We start from the raw sequence: 18,776 nt of genomic DNA on the forward strand, positions 1-18,776 counted from the left end.
GTTCTGTAACTCCCGAACAAAAGACTCCCCCCCATGTTCCTTTTTTCCAGGCAAGCCGATATGACGGCCGTCTGCCGTCGAACCGGCGACCCCATCGAGAGCGCATCCAAGTCGAGTTCGCCATCGACGATCGGCTTGCCGCCCTTTTCCAAACTCGAGCTTCGACCGGTTTTCGGTGCCTGCTTTTGAGTTCGTCAATCACTCCCTTGATCATCGCTAAACGGATTTCCGCGTAACCGCCGTGTAGTGCGTGATGGCACCCTCGTCGGGATCCTGAAAATGCACGGTAGCGTCGGCTGCGGCCGAGAATCCGCCGCTTTCAAAGTGTCGGCTCGGGAGAACGTGTTGTAGCCCGGCAAAACCGCAGCGCTGATCCGTTCAGCGAATTCCGCTGGCCAGTCACCTGGCCGAAATACGGACGCGCCGGTCACGCCATGCGTGATGACCTTGGTCATTGCCAGCCGGGTAGGAAGCACGCCGCCAAAGAAATCTTTTGGGCCTGCGAGGGACGCTGCGGATGTTCCGATGATCCACACCTTTGGGCTACATGCCCTGCAAAAGTTCGAGATCATCACACATGCGGTGTAACGAACCAGGTCATTGGCCAGAAGCTGAGGAGGTGCCAGTATATGGACCAGCGCACGCTTTGCGCGGTTAGGCCATGGCCGTCCTCTAAATCGCGAGATTGCAGATAGGTCCCATCATGCCCCCTGCTTTTATGACATCGAAGTTGGCAACCGTCGTGGCGATGATTGCTACCGTCGCCATTCTTTACGTCGCCAAGGAGGTCCTGCTGCCATTGGCAATAGCGGTCCTTCTCACATTTGCGTTGGCGCCGATTGTTTCTTTGCTCCGAAAGTTGAAGCTGCCGCGAATGATCGCTGTGCTTGGCGCGGTTGCATCGGCCTTCGTCCTCGTGTCGCTGTTCAGCCTGATCGTTGCCACGCAGGTGAGCCAGGTCGCGCAGGACATTCCGACATACCAATCCAACATCCTCGAGAAGATTCGGACTTTGAAAGAAACAGGATCCGAAGACGGCCTTATCAGCCGGCTCGGCAAGGTGTTCGAGCGCGTCAACACTGAGATAAACAAATCCCAATCCAGCGGGCAGGCAGATGTGGAGCAAACCACGAAGCAGCAGGATCCGCTTCTGGTTCAGATATTCTCGCCCCAGCGTCCGATAGAGACGCTGAGGAACATCATCGAGCCGCTGATCGGACCACTCGCCACGACCGGCCTTGTCATCATCGTGGTGATTTTCATGCTGCTCGAGCGTGAAGAATTGCGGGATCGATTCATCCGCCTTGTGGGCTACAGCGATCTCCATCGCACGACCCAGGCATTGCAGGATGCAGGCAGTCGCGTCGGACAATATCTGCTCATGCAATTGGTCGTGAACATCGTCTACGGCGTGCCCCTTGCGATAGGTCTTTGGTTTCTTGGCATTCCCAATGCCCTGCTATGGGGCATGTTGGCCGTTGTCTTGCGTTTCGTGCCCTTTATCGGTCCGGTTATCGCGGCGGTGATACCTTTGTTTCTTGCCTTCGCAGTGGCTCCCGGCTGGAGCTTACTGGTATGGACTGGCGCTCTCTTCATCTTGGCAGAGCTCGTAATCAGCAACATCGTCGAGCCCTGGCTTTACGGCTCGCACACGGGCCTCTCGCCGCTGGCGATCATCGTAGCCGCCGTTTTCTGGGCTTGGCTATGGGGCCCGGTCGGCTTGGTGCTGTCGACGCCGTTGACCGTCTGCCTTGTCGTGCTTGGACGGCACGTGCCCCAGTTCGAATTCCTGCAGATCCTGTTTGGCGATGAGCCGGTGCTTGACCCGAAGGAGCGTCTGTACCAGCGGCTTCTTGCCGACGATATCGACGAAGCCACCGACAACGCGGAAGAAATGCTCGAGGAGAAATACCTGATCGAGTTCCACAGCACGGTTGCGATTCCGGCGTTGCTGCTTGGTGAACAGGACCGGGCTCGGGGCGCACTGACGGCAAGTCAGTTGGCGAACCTTGCCGAAAACGCCCGCACCCTGGTGGCCAACCTCAACGAGATCGCCGCGGAGGAAGAAGAAGAGGAAGAAGACGAGCACGCGGAAAAAGAAGGCGCGAGCGCGGATCCGGGCGAAGAGGATGAGGATCAAGCCGAGTTTGCGCCTGATCTCCCGGATGGTGCTGGGAAGTCAGTGCTGTGTATCGGCGGGCGCGGAGACCTCGACGATGTGGCCGCTGCGATGCTCGCGCAGGTCATTTCGATCGAGGGTGCGGATTGCGTGGCCGCGAGCCACCGTGACCTCCTCCCCGCGCGGATCCGGAAACTTCCGCTTGAAGCTCGCGACGCAGTCGTCGTGGGCTTCCTCAACCGCGATTCGTTCAAACACGCGGTGTTCGTCGTGAGGCGCTTGAGGCGACTCGCACCGCGTGCACGCATCGGAATCGCGCTCTGGCACGACACCCATGACAAGCCCAGGGAGGATGCGGCGGGCCTCGCCGAGCAATTGGAAGCGGACTTTGTTGCGTTCAACGTGGTCGACTGCGTGACGGGTGCGCTTTCAAACGAAGAACCGCGTCAAGTGAAAAAGAGAAAGCAAAGAAATCTAAGGCGGCCTCGCGCTCGTCAGGGCGTGGCGGCGACGGTGCAATTGGACGATTCGTTGGCTCAGCCGGTGCGGTGATCGTCAACGGCACGGCCCCTTTTGGACCAACTTCGGCTACCTGATAATGATCATGTGAGCGGTACCTCTGGCACCGGCAGGTAGTTTCGAAAGTTCGCTGGCAATCGCGCATCCACAGCGAACATCCGGGTGTTCGCTCTCCGTTCGACCTTAAGCAGATTCTGAAACAGCTCTTGTTCCGGCCCCAATTACGGAATCCTACCTATCTGTTACATTCGGCGACGCGGCGCTTTCGACGGTGTTTGAGCAGGAAAGGGCGGTGCCGGATTATCTGCTGCCCGGCTTTCGCTGGGCCTGAAATCTACACGGAGACGGGTGCGATCAACTCCAGAGAAACGAGTTCGCGCGCGACTTCGTCCCAGTCGGCGCAGATGGTTCGGGCGCCGGCCACGCGCAGTTTCTCGGCATGCCCCGGATAGGTGTGGCCGCCGCCGATGAAGCCGATCGCCGTCATGCCGGCGGCGACTGCGCCCTGCACGCCGAAAGGCGAGTCCTCGACAACCGCGCAGTGCTTCGGTTCGATGCTCATCTGATCCGCGGCGAACAGGAAGATGTCGGGGGCGGGCTTCCCGCGCGCGACCATTGACGATGAGAATATGTTCTCGCCGAAGAATCTCGCGAGCCCTGTGACCGAAAGGCTGTGATGTATCCGCTCCAGCGAGGAGGATGAGGCGACGCAGCGGGGATTGGACAGCCGTTCAAGGAAGGGCTTCAGGCCCGCCATCGGCTGCAGACTTTCGGTGAAGAGCGCTTTCACCTCGTCCCACAAATCCGCGGTCTGGTGCTCCTCAAGGCGATGGCCGGTCGTGAGCCTGATGCGCTCCAGGATATCGGTCTGCTTCATGCCGACGCATTGCAGGACCGCCTGCGGGTCGAGTTCCATGCCGTGTTTCGAATAGACCCGCCCGTAGGCAAGCGCCGCCAGCGGTTCGCTGTCGACCAGCACGCCGTCGCAGTCGAATATGATCAATGTGTCTTGCATGCTCGCTCCGGTTTGCGCGCCAGGTGTCACAGGCCGCGTAGCGCTTCAAGAAGTTCGTCGTGAATGAGCCCGTTCGAGCCGACCTTCTGCGTGTCCTCGTCTGCGGAATCGGCACCTGAAAGCGTGGTGACCTTGCCTCCTGCTGCGCGTAGCAGCGGCATGGCAGCCGCGTAGGACACGACGTCGGCCTTGATCGAAACCGCCGCATCGAGCTGGCCGGCGGCGACCATCGAATGTTCAAAGGCCCCTGAGACGATAACGCGCACGCCGCGCGCGCCGACGCCGAGCCGCCGCACGATCTCTGCGGTGCGCGCCACCTCCTCGGCCGAAAAGTGCGACGTCAGCACGACGGCAATGACCGCATCGGCCAGTCTTGCAGTTGTCGACACATTGGCCGTCTTGCCGTTGACGGTCGCGATCCCCTCGCAGGTGTAGTGCGCCTCGAAGCCGGCGGCGGGCGCGACGGTCAGGCCGACCTTCGTCGCACCCTGCTCCTGATAGGCCATGGTGACGGAGAACCACGGCAGGCCGGACGCGTAGTTTATCGTGCCGTCGAGCGGGTCGACGATCCAGCGGCTTTCGCCCAAGATTCCCGTCGTGCCGGCTTCTTCCGACAGGATGGAAGCTTGCGGCGTAAGCGCGCGCAGCCCGTCGATGACAATGCGCTCCGAAGCGAGATCGGCGGCGGTGACAATGTCCAGCCCTTCCTTGCGAGTGACGTCGAGGCGCTCCTCGCGCATCGACATCAACGTCGCGGCTGCCTTGCGTGCGACGGCATCGGCGTCTTTCAGGATTTGACGGTAGTCGCTCATGTTTCGTTTTTCCCGGGGTAGTCGACATCGGTGATGAAATCGTGGGCGGGGCCAAAATCGCCGATCGGGACGACGTGCGAAACGATACCGGTCTGCGGCGACCAGGCGTGCAGGGCGAAAGCCGGCGGTTCGAAGATGAAGCGATTGGGCTCGCCCGGACGAAGATCGAGCGCGACCTGGTGCGCGACGCCCGGCGCGACGAAGCCGACCGTGCCGGCAAAGCGCGTGGTGATGGGTCGGTGATAGTGCCCGCAGGCCACACGCTCGATTTCGGCGTGGGACCTGATCATGTCGCGGAAGCCGTCGCCGACGACGCACATCATGATGTCCATGCCGTGCACGCCGACGGGAAAGGGCGGATGGTGCATGAAGACGAAGGTCGGGCGGCCGTCGCCCTCGGCGAGCCGCTCACCGAGCCAGGCTTCGCGCCGCTCGCAGATCGCACCACCGTCCTCTCCCGGCTGCACCGTGTCCAGCCCGATGAGGCGGACCGGAAGGTCCTCGATCGTATAATGCAGGAAATCCGGCGACTGGCTCAGATAGGGGAATTTCGGCGCCATCACCTCGCGCATTGTCTCACGCCGGTCGTGGTTGCCAGGGATGATGAAGACGGGCATGGGCAGGGCCGACAGCATGTCGGCGACCAGCGCATACTCTTCCGGGCGACCGCAATCGGCGAGATCGCCGCTGACGAGGACGCAATCGGGTGCCGGATCGAGCGCGGCGACGGTCGCGATGGCGCGACGAGTCATGGTGTTGGTCTCGAGACCCTCATAAGCCATCTGGCCATCGGGTCGGATGTGAAAATCGCTGATCTGTGCAATGAGCATCGGGAGGTCCGGCAGTGTGAAGGGAGGGCTGACACAAGAAGGGCGCCACATCGGCGCCACCTTAAAAAGGGCGCGCCAGCCGAAGCCGGCCGGCGCGCGTGGCATGGCGACTTATTTCATGAGTGCCTGTGTTTCGGAGACGAGGCTGTCGAGCCCGTCCTTGATGGATACGTCGCCGCTCATGACCTTGCTGATGATCTCGCGCTGGGTGCGCCAGATGCGGACCGTGTTGCCCGCCGAATAGCCGGGCCACGGGCGCGACAGTGCCATCTGCTTGGCAACGGTGGCGTAATTCGGGTTCGCTTCGTAGAACGGGCCGAGATAGTCGGTCCCGGTGGCGGCCTTGTTGGTCGGGAGGTAGCCGCTCATCTTCACGACCTGCTCCTGCGCCTTGGGGCCGGTGACGAATTTAAGGAATTCCCAGGCCGCCTTCTGCTTTGCCGGGTCGGAGGCAGTGATCACCGCCGCGTTGCCGCCTGTGGGCAGGCCACCCTTTTCCTTGTCGTCGACCGGGAAGACCGCGGTACGCAGCTTGAATCGGTCGCCGATCAGTTCGGTATCCTGGCTGAGACGGGCAGGCGTATCGAAGAAGATGCCAATCTGGCCGGCGATAAAGGCCTGGCGCGACTGATCCCAGTCGATCAACGGCATGCCGGCATCGGTGACGAAGCTGCGGAAATATTCCAGCGCCTTCAGGCCGTGCTCGTCGCCGAAGGCCACCTTGCCGTCCTTGGTCAGCTCGCCGCCGCCCTGCATCAACATGGCGTCCCAGAGCCATTCGTCGGGCCAGTCATGAATATTGTAGGCGAGGCCGGCGATGCCGGAACCGGTGGCCTTGATCTTCTTGGCGAGTTCCATGATGCCCGGCCAGTCGGTAGGCATGTTGTCGGGATCGCCACCGGCCTTTTTAACCAGGTCGGCATTGTAGAACATGATCGGCATGGAAGCGTTGAAGGCCAGTCCGTAGAGCTTGCCGTCCACCCGGCCGAGGTCGAGAATGTTGTCGGCGTAGTTGGCGTCGCGCCATTCCTTCGACTCGGCGTCCATCATCGTGCCGAGGTCCAATATCTGGTTGCGCGCCTTCAGCTTGCCGACCAATTCATGCAGGACGTGATAGCCCGAATAATAGACGTCGGGCAGGTTGTTGGTGATGGAGGCCCGCAGCATGGCCTGGTGGCCTTCGTCGTAGCTGGCCGCCGGCGCGCGGAACTGGATCTTGATGTCGGGATGTTCCTTCATGAATTCCGCGGCCAGCGGCTCATGGAACTTCGCGAAGGCCGGGAATGCGTAGTAGACGTCGAGCGTCACGGGAGACTGGGCCAGCGCTGTCGACGCCGCTCCCAGCAATACGGCCGAGGCCGCGATGATCTTTGACAGGAATTTCATTAAGGCTTTCCTCCGGTTATGCGATTTGCCCGATGCTCTTGAGGCGATGATGCCGCCTTGCCCCGCGAAAGGTGTGGGGGAACGGCGCGACCGGGCTTCTAGCCGCGCCAGTTGTCAGTTTTATTTCACGCCAGTCATCGTGACGCCCTCGATGAAGCGGCGGCGTGCGAACAGGAACGCGAGCAGCAGAGGCGCGGTCAGGATGGTCGCGGCGGCCGTCAGTGCGCCGTAGTTGGTGCCGGCTTCGGCGTCCGAGAAGAACATCATGCCGAGCGGCGGCGGCGCCAGGTTGACGTCGGATATGACGATTAGCGGCCAGTAGAGGTCGTTCCAGTGCGCGACGAAGGAAAACACCGCGAAGGCGGCGATCGCCGGCATGGCGCTGGGCGTGACGATGCGCCACACGATCTCGAACTCGCTCATCCCGTCGAGCCGCGCGGCATGAATGATGTCGTCGGGGAAGGAACGGAAAAACTGCCTGAACAGGAAGATCGCGAAGACTGAGAGGAAGAAGGGCACCATCATGGCGAAATAGGTATTCAGCAGGTCCATCTTCGCCAGCGCGATGTAGATCGGCAGCGCCGGCACCTGTTCGGGCACGCATAGGCCGAGCAGGACGAGGACGAAAAGCAGGTTGCGGCCCGGGAACTTCAGCTTGGCCAACGCGTAGGCGCATGGGATGGCGACCAGAAGCTGGATGATGAGGATGCCGCCGCACACTATGACGCCGTTGAGAGCGAAGCGCAGCAGCGGCGCGCTGGTCAGCGCCATCGCATAATTCTCGAAGCCGTAGAAATGCTTCGGCCAGATCCTGAGCTGGGCGTTGAACACCTCTTCCGGCGGCTTGATCGAGGTCACCAGCATCCACAGGAAAGGCAGGAGAATGAACGCCGCGCCGGTGATCAGGATGCCGTGAGTGATGAACAGAGAGGCGAAGCGTCGGCCGGCGGAGCCAGCTGGTGTGGTTGTTGTGCCCCCCATCGCGGGAGCGGTGATGGTTGTGTCGGTCATCAGTAATGCACCCTGCGGTCCATGACGACGGTCTGGAGGATCGAGAAGACCAGAATGAAAATGAGGAAGATGAAGGTGAGGACCGACGCATACGCCATGCGGAAGTACTGGAAGCCTTCGAGGTAGACTTTGTAGAGCAGGACCTCGGTCGATCCCACCGGACCGCCATGGGTCAGCACCGCCACCGTGTCGAACACCTTGAAGGCGGTGATCGAACTGGTGACGATGACGAACATAGTCGTCGGTCCCAGCAGCGGCCACGTGATCGTCAGGAAGCGGTCGATTTCGCCGCCGCAGCCGTCGATCTCGGCGGCTTCGTAGAGGTCCTTTGGAATGGTCGAGAGGCCGGCCAGAAACAGGATCATATTGAAGCCGACCAGTTGCCAGATGCCGATCACGGCAAGCGTCGGCAGCGCCAGCGAGGGATTGCTCAGGAAGGCGACCTCGCCGATGCCGAGCCAGCGCAGCACCGCGCTCACCGGGCCGAGGCTGGGGTGCAGCAGGAACTGCCACACCGTCGCCATGGCGATGAAGGTCGAGGTCACAGGCAGGAAGTAGATGATTTCGTAGAGCGAGCGGGTGCGCTTGCGGCGGTGAACGAGGACGGCGACGAGCAGCGACAGGATCACCGAGCCGGGCAGGACGATCGCGACGTAGACGAGCGTGTTCTTGAGTGCGCGGCGGAATTCCGGATCGGTCAGCGCGTCGGTGATGTTTTGCAGGCCGACATAATGGACATCGACCTCGCCGAGCTCGTAGTCGGTGAAACTGAGATAACCGAGCACGCCGAGCGGCACGAGAATCGTCAGCACCAGCAAAAGCAGGGCAGGCAGCGCGAAGCCGCCGGCGACCAGCCTCTCGATGAAGGCCTGCCGGGCACCGGGCCGGGCGGGCGGAGCGGGGACCGCGGTCAGGCTCATGATGCGCGCGCTGCCTCTGCGAGGCGCAGCTTTCCCTTGGCGGCGGTGGCCGCGTCTTGGGAAACTTGGGGTTCCACGCGGTTTCCGGCGGCATCGAAGACATGGCAGGCCGAGGGATGGAACAAGAGTTCGGTGTTCTCGACCTCACCGTCCGGCACGCCCGCGCCTATGCGCGAGGTCACCAAAATCCCAGGGAGCGAGGGAACATCGAAATGCAGGATCTTCTCGGAGCCGAGATGCTCGCTGCGCCGCAGCTTCGCCGGAAGCGGGACCTGGTCCGCCGACTGGCCCGAGACCGCGCCGGGCAGGATCATTTCCGGGCGGACGCCGATCGTCGCTTTCTCTCCGGCGGGGAGGGCGGTGCCGATCGGCAGAGGCTTTCCGAGCAATTCCAGTAGCCCACCGACCCCCACCGTCACGGGAATCAGGTTGATCGTCGGGCTGCCGATGAACTGGGCGACCTGGACGTTGGCCGGCCTGTCGTAGAGTTCGTCGGGCGTGCCGAGTTGAAGGATGTCTCCGCCTTCCATCATGGCGACCCGGCTTGACATGGTCATCGCCTCGACCTGGTCGTGCGTGACGTAGACGAATGTCGCGCCGAGTCTCTGGTGAAGCTCGGCCAGCTCGCTACGCATGTGGACGCGCAGCTTGGCGTCGAGGTTAGAAAGTGGCTCGTCCATCAGGAAAGCGGCGGGCTGGCGCACCATGGCGCGACCGAGCGCGACGCGCTGACGCTGGCCGCCGGAGAGCTGGGCGGGCTTGCGCTCTAAAAGAGGTTCAATCTGAAGTTGCGCCGCGATGCCCCTGACCTGCTTGCCGATCTCCTGCATCACCTTGCGGCGCCGGGACGAGAGTAGCCGGACGAGCGGCAGGCGCTCGTAGAGGCTAAGCCCGGTCATCGTCAGGGGCAGGGCCATGTTGTTGAAGACGGACATGTGCGGGTAGAGCGCGTAGCTCTGGAACACCATGGCGATGCGCCGCTCATGCGGCCTCAGATGATCGATCGGCGCGCCATCGACGAGGATCGAGCCCGAGGTTTGCGGCTCGAGGCCGGCGATGATGCGGATGAGCGTCGATTTTCCGCAGCCGGAGGGGCCGACAAGCGTCAGGAACTCGCCATCGTTGATGGACAGGTTGATGTCTTTGAGAACCCGGTGGGGCCCGAAGGACTTCGAAAGGTTCTTTATTTCCACTGCAGCCACTGGGGTTGCTCCGTTTCGCGAACAATTGGGTAGAGGCGCTATCTCGGTGGATAGACCTCATGCACGACATCACCGATGAAAAAGGGTGTGAGGCCCGGAATTTCATGAGGCCGCACGGTGAAATCGGACCCGGAAAAGTCGTAGACGAGCACGCCCAAGGTGGCTTCTCCGGCCATCCCTTCCGGCTGCAAGTGCGCCTCGACGAGGAAGCCGGACGACGGCCCCCACAGGTACCGGACGCCGCCGAGTTGACGATCGTAGAGTTTGTGCAGGTGGCCGCTGGCCACGAAGGCCACGTCGTAGCGGCGCACCATGTCGAGCAGTTGCGCGCGAGGCTCGGGAGTGGGCGCCCAGTATCCAACGTCGCCTTCGGTCGGCTCGCCGATGAAGAGCGGGCGATGGGTGAACCAGCCGATCCGGCGCCCGGACGCTTCGCGCATGGCGTTTTCCAGCCACGCGATCTGCTCCGTTTCGGCCGGCTCGTCGCTGCCGAACAGCATCGAATCGAGTCCGATCAGGCGCCAGCCCTCGATGTCGCGATGCCACCAGTCCGGCCCGAAATGACGTCGCCAGCGGGCCAGGCGTTCTGCGTTGACTGGCTGATAGAGATGCTTGGGCTCGCCCACGTCGTGATTGCCCGGCACGGCGAGATAGGGCAGTCCGATGGAGTCCATCATCTCGGCGCAATAGCGCATGTCCTCCTCGACATCGGCGCCATCCACGGTGACGTCGCCTGTATGGATAACGAGGTCGGCATCGCTTTCCTTCAGCCAGTCGAGGAGCGGCTGGCTGTTGGCATGGAAGTGTCGCTTGCCAGGGCTGAGATGGGTATCGGAAATCTGCACTATTCGCGTCATCGGACGTTCTGGAACCTTTGCCGCGTCTCGCGGCGTTGATCTCGTCGTTTTGAAAAAAGCGCCTGAAGCCGGATGCACTCTTTCCCCTGCCTGTGAAGGTGTGACGACGACGCCGGATTTTTAGGTCCAGGACGCGGCGTCTCCCGCAGGAAAGGCTCACTCGGTTGAAACGGCTTGGACCGGCATATTGAACCTCCCATCGTGTTCTCCGTCCGATGCCCATTGTCAGGGCATTCTGAGGTGCGGAAAACTTCCTCCAGCATTTAATTGAAAAAAATTTCACAGCTTGATAAAAATATCAAGACAAAAATCGCGACCGTAGCCGCACCTCGAACTGCGGCGCCTAGAGGGTGCTGCCGAAGCGGTGCAGATCGACCAGACCGAGATCGAATGTTTGAGCGCGGCCGTGAACCGCTACTTCAAAGAGAAGCTGCGCCCCCAGGACTTGCTGTATGCGTTCTGGGGCGTGCGGCTGTTGTTCGACGACGGCAATGGGAACCCTTCGGCGGTTACGCGCGACTACGTCTTCGACCTTGACGAGACCGGGGACACGCCACTGTTCAATGTCTTCGGCGGCAAGATCACGACCTTCCGGAAATTGGCCTAGCGCGGCCCATCGCCTCGAACATATCTTTCCGCAGATGGGGGGCGACTGGACCGCGAGTGTGCCGCTGCCGGGCGGCAACATGCCGAACGCGGACTTTGAGCCTTCCGTCAACGGATTATGCGAAACATGGCCGTGGATGCCGCGCGCCCTCGTTCATCATTACCGGCGGCTCTACGGCACGCGGTCAGGAGGTGGTGGGCGCCACGGCTGGCATGTCCGACCTCGGGCAGCACTATGGCGGGCTGCTCTACGACTCGGAAGCGCGTTACCTGGTGGCGAGGGAGTGAGGGCGCACGCCCGAGGACATCCTCCCGCGGCATGGCGGGCCCCTTGGGACGACTTGCTGTGGGTCATAAGCTGGACGGTTTGACCGGCGCTAGCTGCCAAGCCAGTCCCGGACAACTCCATTGAATTCGCGTGGGCGATCGATCATGACCATGTGAGCGGCATTGGCGAAAATGTGCATGTCGGCTTGCGGCGCGCGTTCCAGCAGCTTGATGCCGCGCGCCACCGGCACGGTTTCGTCGCAGCCTGACCAGGCTATGAACAGCTTGGCCTGCATGGTGGGCAAATGCGGAAGGAGATGGTCCTCCTGGATCTGGGTATATTCGGTGTCGTCCTTTTTCCGGGCAGCCTGCTTGAAGCGCTCCAACTGACCGGACTCGCAGGCCAGGCGGTAGTTCTTTTTTAGCAGCTCCACGAACTCCGGCGGATTCTTCGTGCTTAGCCTCGCATTGGTTCGCAGAAAGTCTTCCTCGGTGTCGCATCCCTCGAGCACATTATACGCTGCTGCCGCTGCTGCCTGCCAAGCGTGGTCCTCATTTCCGCCGAGGCGCGGGGAGGTCGCACCGCTGCTCACGACGACCACCTTATCGACCAGACCCGGCTTTTCAACGGCGAGCATTGCCGCGATGAAACCGCCTTCGGAATGGCCGACGAGCGCGCATCGGGTAATGCCGAGCGCTTCGATGAAGGCTGAAACGTGATGCCGCCTTTCGAGGCGGGGAACGTGTTTCCCGTCCACCGGCGCATCCGAGAGACCGAAGCCGACCAGATCGGGCGCCAGCACCCGGAAGTCATGCGCGAGTGCCGGGATGGTGTTGTGCCAGGTGGACCAGGCATCGATCGCCAGTGACGAGCCGTGCAGAAGGATCACGGCCGGTCCGCTGCCAGCTTCGAAATAGCGCGTACGGATGCCGCCCGCCACGACATAATTCTCCTTCACCGTCGCCGCGGGTAGCGGCGGACGGGCGGCGTCTCGCGCTTTCAAGCGCCGCCGATCAGCTGACGGATTGGTTTTCAAGCTGTTCGATCATCCCGAGCGCGAACTGGGCGGCTTTGCGTACATGCTTTTTTGCAAGCCGCTCGGCATCCGATGCCCTGCGATTCACAAGGGCGTCGAGCAGGGCTGCCAGCTCTTCCTGAGATGCCTTTCGCCGCTCTGCATCGGAAAGAGAAATCATGCGCAACTGTGAGGCCCGCATATGGATGCTGCGAAGCATCCGTTCCGCCTCGGAATTGTTCGCGCCCGCTACCAAGACGTCGTAGAATCTAGTCTTTGCAGCTATCATTTCGCGCGCCACACCGACGCGATAGGTTTCCATCAACTCGTCATACACGCCCCGACAACGCGTGATATGATCGTCAGTCGCATTCTCGCAAAACAACCTGCATACAAGCGCCTCCAGCGCCTCGCGAAGATCAAAAATGTCCTTCGCGATCTTGGGATCGACGACAGAGACGATAAGCCCCCGGTTGGGCAGGTTCGTGACAAGGCCCTCGTTCTCGAGCTCGCGCATCGCTTCCCTGAGCGACGTCCGCGAAACGCCCATGCGCTCGCAAAGCGTGCGCTCCACCAGCCGCTCTCCCGGCGCCAGTTCTCCGACGACGATGGCGTTGCGGATGGTATCGGCCACCTGCGTGTACAGGCGCGGCGGAGCATGGACTCGCAGATCATACACGGCGGATTTGCTCCTTTGAAACGTGCGCGAACGAGTGCAATTTCACAAGCATATCAGCTTACCGCAAGCATTGTGCTTCATTCAGTGGCCTGAGGCGTTCAGCGGCCGTGGCTCGTAGGCCCCGTCGATGCGGTCGATATGTTCGGAGGTAAGCACTATGTCCAATGCCGCGACTGCCTCGTCGACATGGTCTGTCGAGGTCGCTCCGAAGATGGGCGCGGTAATGCCGGGGCGCGCCAATGTCCAGGCGAGAGCCACCTGCGCCGGTGTCTTTCCGATGTCGGCGGCAACGGCAGCGACGGCTTCGCGCACGGCGTGGTCGCCGTCGCGGTGGTAATATTTCTGCGTATAGTCGTCGCTTTTCGTGCGCGCCGTCTGCTGGCCGGGATTGCGGCGATCCGCGGCAAGGAAGCCGCGCGCGATCGGGCTGAACGGTATCAGGGCAACATCATCGTGGCGGCAGTAGGCAAGCAGTTCCCGCTCGCACTCCCGGTGAGCGGGATTGTATTCGCATTGCATCGAGATGAATGCCGGAAGGTCGCGTGCGCTGGCAGCCGCACGGCATTTTGCGAGTGTCCAGCCGGGCATCGTCGTGACGCCTACATAGAGCGCCTTTCCGGCGCGCACGATATCCGCCATGGCATCGACCAGTTCGTCGAGGTCGGTGTCCTTGTCCCAGATATGCGTCTGGAAGAGGTCCACGTGATCGGTTCCAAGGCGGACCAACGAATCGTCGATTGCCTTGAACAGGTGCTTTCTGGAGTAGCCGCGGCCGTTGCAATGCGCGGCCATCGGGTTTCCCGCCTTGGTGGCGATGACGAAGCTGTCGCGCGGCTGCTTGAGAACGAGTATCTGGCCGAGAATGCGTTCACTCTCGCCAGCCGAATAGAAGTCGCAGGTGTCGAAGAAGTTGATGCCGTGGTCGAGGGCGCGCGCAACGATCGGCGCCGACGCCTTCTCATCGAGCACCCAGGCCCGCCATCCCGCGGATCCGAATCCCATCGCGCCGAGGCATAGCCGGGATACCTTCAGATTGCTCTTGCCGAGCCTGACATAGTTCATGTGTCGATCCGTTGCTTGCGTGATGAGGATTTGGCGTTCTGCCCAGAGTCCCGCAGCAGCGACAGCGCGAAAGCCGCGGATCTTTCGACATACCCGCGCGTGAGCTTTTCGGCGAGGTCGGCATCGCGCGCGCGCAGCGCGTCGAAAATGCCGTGGAGCAAGGCCATCGTATTCCTGCGCCGTTCAGCCGAGGCGACGCGGGTGGTGACGGTGCGCAGATAGGTGACGCGGCCATGCAGGAGAAAGGTCATTTGCCTGGTGATGTCGTTGCCTGCGCCTTGCATGATGATGTCCCACACCGCGTCGAGCTTCTCGGCATGCTGCCTGGCAAGCTCGGAGGTGTCGGTTTCGCCTGCTTCCGAAATACGCCGCGCCAATTCGTCCATTTGTTCCTGGCTGGCCCGTTCGACAAACAGGCGCGCCATGGCCGATTCCAGGATTGCGCGGGCCTCGTAGATCTGCCGGACTTCCCGTTCCGACAAGCGGGTCACGAACATGCCCTTGCCGGCTACCCGAGTCACAAGCCCTTCGGACTCAAGCTGGCTCAGCGCTTCCCGAATGCTTGTGCGGCTTACGCCGGTCTGCTCGGCAAGCTTCCGTTCCACCAGCTTGTCACCCGGCTTGAACACTTCGTTGAACAACGCCTCGCGCAGCGTGACAACGGTCTGCTCGCGCAATGTCGGCGAATCCGCAATCGACCAGTCCGTCCATTCATGCATCGCGGCGTCCTCTCCCGTCGTTCCTTCCATGACAGCTACGCGTTCGACTCTTTCATCACAAGTAGCCGATTCAAATACGGTTGACCATATGCCTGTCTGTCGGTATACCAAAAAAATCGAGTTCGAACGAGGGACCTGGGATGGCGCCGATGCGCACCAAAGACGATCTCATCGCCTATGAGAGAAGCGGTAAGGGCCATCCTCTCGTGCTGGTGCACGGTGTCGGCGCCAACCTGCAAAGCTGGGAGGACGTCAGCCTCCAATTGGAGGGCAGCTTCGACATTATTCGCTCCGACCTGCGCGGTCATGGTCAGTCCGCGCACATCGATTCGGAATATTCCGTCGAGAAGTTTGCCGCCGATATCGTTCGGGTGATGGACGACGCCGGCGTGCGCAAAGCCCATCTGGTCGGCTTTTCATTGGGGGGCTTGATCGCGCAAGAACTGGCCTGTTCCTATTCGGACCGGTTTGAGCGCGTCGTGCTTCTTTCCGCAGTTGCGGGGCGCACCCCCGCCGAACGTGAGAAGGTTGTGGCGCGCCTGCAGATGATCCGCGACGGCGGTATGGACGCAGTCGTTGGTGCTGCGCACGACCGCTGGTTCACCAAGGAATTCGCCGAGCGCCATCCCGATGTGATCGAGCGGCGAATTGCCGAGCTCAAGGCTGTCCACGTGCCGTCTTACCTGGAGGCGTATCGGGTGTTCGGCCTTACCGAACTGGTGGATCGGCTTCCCGAGATCAGACAGCCAACGCTGGTGATGACGGGCGAATTCGATCAGGGGTCGAATGTCCGGATGGCCGAGACGATGCACCGGCTGATCCCCGATTCGGAATTACGCATTCTGGCCGGCCTGAAGCACAGCGTCCTGGTCGAGGCATCAAAGCTGGTGTCCGACCATGTCCGCGAGTTCCTTTTGCGTCCACGCTGAAAATGAAGGGAAGACGAATGAACGAGACGCTATTTGAGCGTGGGCTGGAGCGGCGCAAGGCGACGCTCGGCAGCGAATATGTTGAAAATTCGCTGAGCAAGGCAACCGAGTTTTCCAAGGGTTTTCAGTCATTTATCACAGAATATTGCTGGGGAACGGCCTGGGGTGACGACAGGCTGGATGCCAGGACCCGCAGCATGCTGAACATCGTCATGATTGCCGCGCTCAACCGCATGCATGAGTGGGAACTGCATTTTCGCGGCGCCCTTCGCAACGGGGTCACCCGTGACGAGCTGGACGCGTTGATAACCCATCTCACGATTTATTGCGGCGTTCCTGTCGGCGTCGAATGCCATCGCATCGCCAACCGCGTGCTTGCCGAACTCGCAGCCGGCGGAGTGGAAAAATGACTGGGGTCCTGATCCGCAAGATCGTCGATTTCGTCGAGGACACGCTTATCGAAGGGGGGCGCGTCGCGCCGGTTCCGCTTCGCATGGCCGCCTGCGCGGCGGTAATCCGCAATCCCTGGGCAGGATCGGCATTCGTCGAGGACCTGCAGCCGCACATCATGGAGCACGCCAAGGCTCTCACGGATGCCCTCGTGCCTCGCCTGGTGGCGATCATGGGCGGTCCGGACAGGATAGAAGCGTTTGGAAAGTGCGCGGTGACCGGGACGGACGGCGAAGTCGAACACGCGGCCGGCCTGATCCACACGCTGCATTTCGGCAATGTCTTCCGCATCGCCGCTGGTGGCGATTCCTTTCTCCCGTTCACGAACAAGCGTGCCGGCGCCGGCACCGCGCTCACCGTTCCCTTGACCCACAAGGACGCTGAGAAGAAGGGAAGCCGCGCTCATTTTCTGACCGTGGAATTCACCATTCCCGACGCGCCTGCGCATGACGAGATCGTCATCGCCTTGGGCGCCGCGAGCGGCGGGCGTCCGCACCATCGCATCGGCGATCGGTTCAACGACATGCGGATCATGGGAGTCGATCAGGCCGGCCGGCCGCTGCCAGCCGAGAGCAAATAACGCGCAAGCCTCCGGGTCCTTGCCCGGAGGCCAATAACGGCAATGCCGATAATATCGGGAACTGAACCAACGGAGGATTTGTCATGGATAGAAGGCAATTTATGGCCGCCGTCAGCGGCTTCGCAATCGTGGCCTCTTTGCCGGCGGTAGCGCTGGCTCAAGATACCCAGCCGGTCACCGGCGGCACGCTCAACGTCGGCTTCATCAGCGACGTCCGCACGCTCGACCCGCTTCAGTCGTCGCAATGGACCGAGCGGCAGATCCTTTTCCTGATATTCGATACGCTTCTCGAGACCGAGGCGGACTTCTCCCTGAAGCCTGCCCTGGCGAAAAGCTGGGAGTTTTCGGACGACGGCAAGCGCGTGGTCCTGAAGCTGCAGGAAGGCGTGAAGTTCCATGACGGCACACCGTTCAACGCCGAGGCCGTGAAATGGAACCTTGATGCGCGTCTCGATCCGAAAGGCAACTCATCGCAGCTCAAGTTGCTGGAAGGCGTCAAGAATGTCGAAGTGCTGGACGAATTCACCGTCGCCATCGACATGAAGGAACCTTATCCGCCGCTGCTGGCGCTGTTTGCCGACCGCGCAGGGCTGATGGCTTCGCCAACTGCGGCCAAGAAATACGGCAGCGACGTCGGTTCCAATCCTGTCGGGACCGGTCCGTTCGTTTTCGGCGAATGGGTCCGCGGGTTGCGCATCGCGCTCACCAAGAACGACAGCTATTGGCAGAAGGGAATGCCATATCTCGACGGCATTACCTTCCATGACATTCCGACGAACGTCGTCGGCATTCAGCGCATGGCCATCGGTGAACTGGATTTCATAAGCCAGCTTGATCCGTTGGATACGCGCCTTTCCAAGGCCAGCCCGGACATCGAGCTTGTGCCGTCGAAGGGTGGCGTCTGGTATTCCTACCAGTGGCGGTGGGACGCCGAGCCATATAACAAGCCGGAACTGCGCCAGGCCATCGCGCATGGCCTCAACCGCGACCGCATCAACCAGATCATATGGGCGGGGCAAGGCAAGATTTCCGACAGCTTCACGCCAGACGGCCTGTGGTGGACCCCAACCGATCTGGTGCACTACGAATACGATCCGGAAAAGGCGCGCAAGATCGTGGCTGATTCCGGCCTGAAGGGCACCACCATCAAGCTTGCGGCGCCAAGCGGCGATACGCTGCGACGCTTTGCCGAACTTGCCAAGGAAGACCTCGACGCGATCGGCCTCAACATTGAGCTCGAGCCGGTCCCCCAAAGCGACTACTACGCAAAGGCGGTCTCAGGCGAGATACGCTTCACGCCGATGCGCTGGACGCAACGGGCGGATCCCGACGGCCTGATCCACTATCTCTTCTCCAGCAAAGGCACCGCGAACTCCACGGGGTACAAGAATGACCAAGTGGACAAATGGATCGATGAAGCGCGGGTAATTTCCGATCAGGCGCGCCGCAAGGAATTGTACGAAAAGATCCAGCGTCAGATTTCTGCCGATCTGCCTTACATGCCCGTCGGGTTCAGCGTCGAATTCAACGCCATGCGCAACACCGTCAAAGGGTTCGCTCCGATGCCGGACGAGATCCCGCGGTTCCGTTACGTCTGGAAAACGCAGGCCTGATCTTCATGCTTTGCCGCGGCGCGGCGCGGCGCGCCGCGGCCTCTGGCGCGGGTGGGACCTGGTCCCGCCTGCAACCGGTAGAGGAACTTGATCGCCATTATGACCGCCGCCCATCGGATGTGCCCAACCGCCCGCTTTGCGGGACGGGCGCCCCGGAGGCGTTTCTTCAATCCTTCGCGATGAA

General features: G+C 61.5%; 16 protein-coding genes and 2 pseudogenes. 6 read left to right on the top strand and 12 right to left on the bottom strand.

The features are described 5' to 3' along the window. Positions 1-724: 724 nt before the first annotated feature. Positions 725-2,671 (top strand): annotated as a pseudogene (locus FJ951_RS02610) (AI-2E family transporter); the annotation flags it as partial. 301 nt (positions 2,672-2,972) lie between these two features. Here FJ951_RS02610 and FJ951_RS02615 read toward each other — a convergent pair. The 8 genes from FJ951_RS02615 to FJ951_RS02650 form a co-directional block, all read right to left on the bottom strand. After that, a complete protein-coding gene (locus FJ951_RS02615; RefSeq protein WP_140498514.1) occupies positions 2,973-3,653 on the bottom strand; it encodes an HAD family phosphatase in 681 nt (226 codons plus the stop codon). Between the two features lie 26 nt (positions 3,654-3,679). Further along, positions 3,680-4,465 carry an inositol monophosphatase gene (locus FJ951_RS02620; protein ID WP_140513412.1) on the bottom strand — a complete coding sequence of 262 codons (786 nt, stop codon included), beginning with the start codon at positions 4,463-4,465 and terminating at the stop codon, positions 3,680-3,682. Continuing rightward, positions 4,462-5,295 carry a phosphodiesterase gene (locus FJ951_RS02625; protein ID WP_140513414.1) on the bottom strand — a complete coding sequence of 278 codons (834 nt, stop codon included), beginning with the start codon at positions 5,293-5,295 and terminating at the stop codon, positions 4,462-4,464. Before FJ951_RS02625 ends, FJ951_RS02620 begins: the two co-directional genes overlap by 4 nt. 111 nt (positions 5,296-5,406) lie before the next feature. Continuing rightward, a complete protein-coding gene (locus FJ951_RS02630) occupies positions 5,407-6,681 on the bottom strand; it encodes an ABC transporter substrate-binding protein (RefSeq protein WP_140513416.1) in 1,275 nt (424 codons plus the stop codon). Between the two features lie 120 nt (positions 6,682-6,801). Next, complete coding sequence (locus FJ951_RS02635; protein ID WP_140498557.1) at positions 6,802-7,662, bottom strand: carbohydrate ABC transporter permease; 861 nt, start codon at positions 7,660-7,662, stop codon at positions 6,802-6,804. A 29-nt stretch (positions 7,663-7,691) separates the two neighbouring features. Next, on the bottom strand, positions 7,692-8,612 hold the full coding sequence (locus tag FJ951_RS02640; RefSeq protein WP_140498510.1) for a sugar ABC transporter permease: 921 nt from the start codon (positions 8,610-8,612) through the stop codon (positions 7,692-7,694). Then, a complete protein-coding gene (locus FJ951_RS02645; protein WP_140513418.1) occupies positions 8,609-9,814 on the bottom strand; it encodes an ABC transporter ATP-binding protein in 1,206 nt (401 codons plus the stop codon). The genes FJ951_RS02640 and FJ951_RS02645 overlap by 4 nt, the downstream gene beginning before the upstream one ends. A 38-nt stretch (positions 9,815-9,852) precedes the next feature. Then, positions 9,853-10,659, bottom strand: coding sequence for a metallophosphoesterase (locus FJ951_RS02650; RefSeq protein WP_181167343.1), 807 nt, complete (start codon positions 10,657-10,659; stop codon positions 9,853-9,855). Positions 10,660-11,017: 358 nt separating this feature from the next. Between FJ951_RS02650 and FJ951_RS28685 the strand changes: the two are divergent. Beyond that, positions 11,018-11,562, top strand: a pseudogene (locus FJ951_RS28685) (glycerol-3-phosphate dehydrogenase); the annotation flags it as partial. 92 nt (positions 11,563-11,654) lie between these two features. Here the strand turns inward: FJ951_RS28685 and FJ951_RS02660 are convergent. The 4 genes from FJ951_RS02660 to FJ951_RS02675 form a co-directional block, all read right to left on the bottom strand. After that, positions 11,655-12,581, bottom strand: coding sequence for an alpha/beta hydrolase (locus FJ951_RS02660; protein WP_140513424.1), 927 nt, complete (start codon positions 12,579-12,581; stop codon positions 11,655-11,657). After that, the gene (locus tag FJ951_RS02665; RefSeq protein WP_140513426.1) at positions 12,559-13,239 is read right to left on the bottom strand and encodes a GntR family transcriptional regulator; all 681 of its coding nucleotides are present in this window, start codon (positions 13,237-13,239) and stop codon (positions 12,559-12,561) included. The genes FJ951_RS02660 and FJ951_RS02665 overlap by 23 nt, the downstream gene beginning before the upstream one ends. Before the next feature lie 81 nt (positions 13,240-13,320). Further along, on the bottom strand, positions 13,321-14,301 hold the full coding sequence (locus FJ951_RS02670) for an aldo/keto reductase (protein WP_140513428.1): 981 nt from the start codon (positions 14,299-14,301) through the stop codon (positions 13,321-13,323). After that, positions 14,298-15,020, bottom strand: a complete 723-nt coding sequence (locus FJ951_RS02675) for a GntR family transcriptional regulator (protein ID WP_181165366.1) — start codon at positions 15,018-15,020, stop codon at positions 14,298-14,300. Before FJ951_RS02675 ends, FJ951_RS02670 begins: the two co-directional genes overlap by 4 nt. Positions 15,021-15,169: 149 nt before the next feature. Here FJ951_RS02675 and FJ951_RS02680 point away from each other — a divergent pair, with 149 nt between their 5' ends. From FJ951_RS02680 to FJ951_RS02695, 4 genes are all read left to right on the top strand, one after another. Then, positions 15,170-15,949: an alpha/beta hydrolase gene (locus FJ951_RS02680; protein WP_181165367.1), complete on the top strand. Its 780-nt coding sequence runs from the start codon at positions 15,170-15,172 to the stop codon at positions 15,947-15,949. Between the two features lie 17 nt (positions 15,950-15,966). After that, positions 15,967-16,359, top strand: coding sequence for a carboxymuconolactone decarboxylase family protein (locus FJ951_RS02685; protein ID WP_140498501.1), 393 nt, complete (start codon positions 15,967-15,969; stop codon positions 16,357-16,359). After that, positions 16,356-16,979 carry an amino acid synthesis family protein gene (locus FJ951_RS02690; RefSeq protein ID WP_140498500.1) on the top strand — a complete coding sequence of 208 codons (624 nt, stop codon included), beginning with the start codon at positions 16,356-16,358 and terminating at the stop codon, positions 16,977-16,979. The genes FJ951_RS02685 and FJ951_RS02690 overlap by 4 nt, the downstream gene beginning before the upstream one ends. A gap of 101 nt (positions 16,980-17,080) precedes the next feature. Then, positions 17,081-18,592: an ABC transporter substrate-binding protein gene (locus tag FJ951_RS02695; RefSeq protein WP_181172191.1), complete on the top strand. Its 1,512-nt coding sequence runs from the start codon at positions 17,081-17,083 to the stop codon at positions 18,590-18,592. The last annotated feature ends 184 nt before the right edge of the window (positions 18,593-18,776 follow it).

The sequence above is a fragment of the Mesorhizobium sp. B2-2-3 genome (genome assembly GCF_006442405.1).
GTDB lineage: Bacteria > Pseudomonadota > Alphaproteobacteria > Rhizobiales > Rhizobiaceae > Mesorhizobium.

Excerpts from the sequence above, each read along its gene's own strand:
- FJ951_RS02615 (WP_140498514.1), bottom strand. The coding sequence starts at position 3,653 with ATGCAAGACACATTGATCATATTCGACTGCGACGGCGTGCTGGTCGAC.
- FJ951_RS02620 (WP_140513412.1), bottom strand. The coding sequence starts at position 4,465 with ATGAGCGACTACCGTCAAATCCTGAAAGACGCCGATGCCGTCGCACGC.
- FJ951_RS02625 (WP_140513414.1), bottom strand. The coding sequence starts at position 5,295 with ATGCTCATTGCACAGATCAGCGATTTTCACATCCGACCCGATGGCCAG.
- FJ951_RS02630 (WP_140513416.1), bottom strand. The coding sequence starts at position 6,681 with ATGAAATTCCTGTCAAAGATCATCGCGGCCTCGGCCGTATTGCTGGGA.
- FJ951_RS02635 (WP_140498557.1), bottom strand. The coding sequence starts at position 7,662 with ATGGGGGGCACAACAACCACACCAGCTGGCTCCGCCGGCCGACGCTTC.
- FJ951_RS02640 (WP_140498510.1), bottom strand. The coding sequence starts at position 8,612 with ATGAGCCTGACCGCGGTCCCCGCTCCGCCCGCCCGGCCCGGTGCCCGG.
- FJ951_RS02670 (WP_140513428.1), bottom strand. The coding sequence starts at position 14,301 with ATGAACTATGTCAGGCTCGGCAAGAGCAATCTGAAGGTATCCCGGCTA.
- FJ951_RS02675 (WP_181165366.1), bottom strand. The coding sequence starts at position 15,020 with ATGCATGAATGGACGGACTGGTCGATTGCGGATTCGCCGACATTGCGC.
- FJ951_RS02680 (WP_181165367.1), top strand. The coding sequence starts at position 15,170 with ATGCGCACCAAAGACGATCTCATCGCCTATGAGAGAAGCGGTAAGGGC.
- FJ951_RS02685 (WP_140498501.1), top strand. The coding sequence starts at position 15,967 with ATGAACGAGACGCTATTTGAGCGTGGGCTGGAGCGGCGCAAGGCGACG.
- FJ951_RS02690 (WP_140498500.1), top strand. The coding sequence starts at position 16,356 with ATGACTGGGGTCCTGATCCGCAAGATCGTCGATTTCGTCGAGGACACG.
- FJ951_RS02695 (WP_181172191.1), top strand. The coding sequence starts at position 17,081 with ATGGCCGCCGTCAGCGGCTTCGCAATCGTGGCCTCTTTGCCGGCGGTA.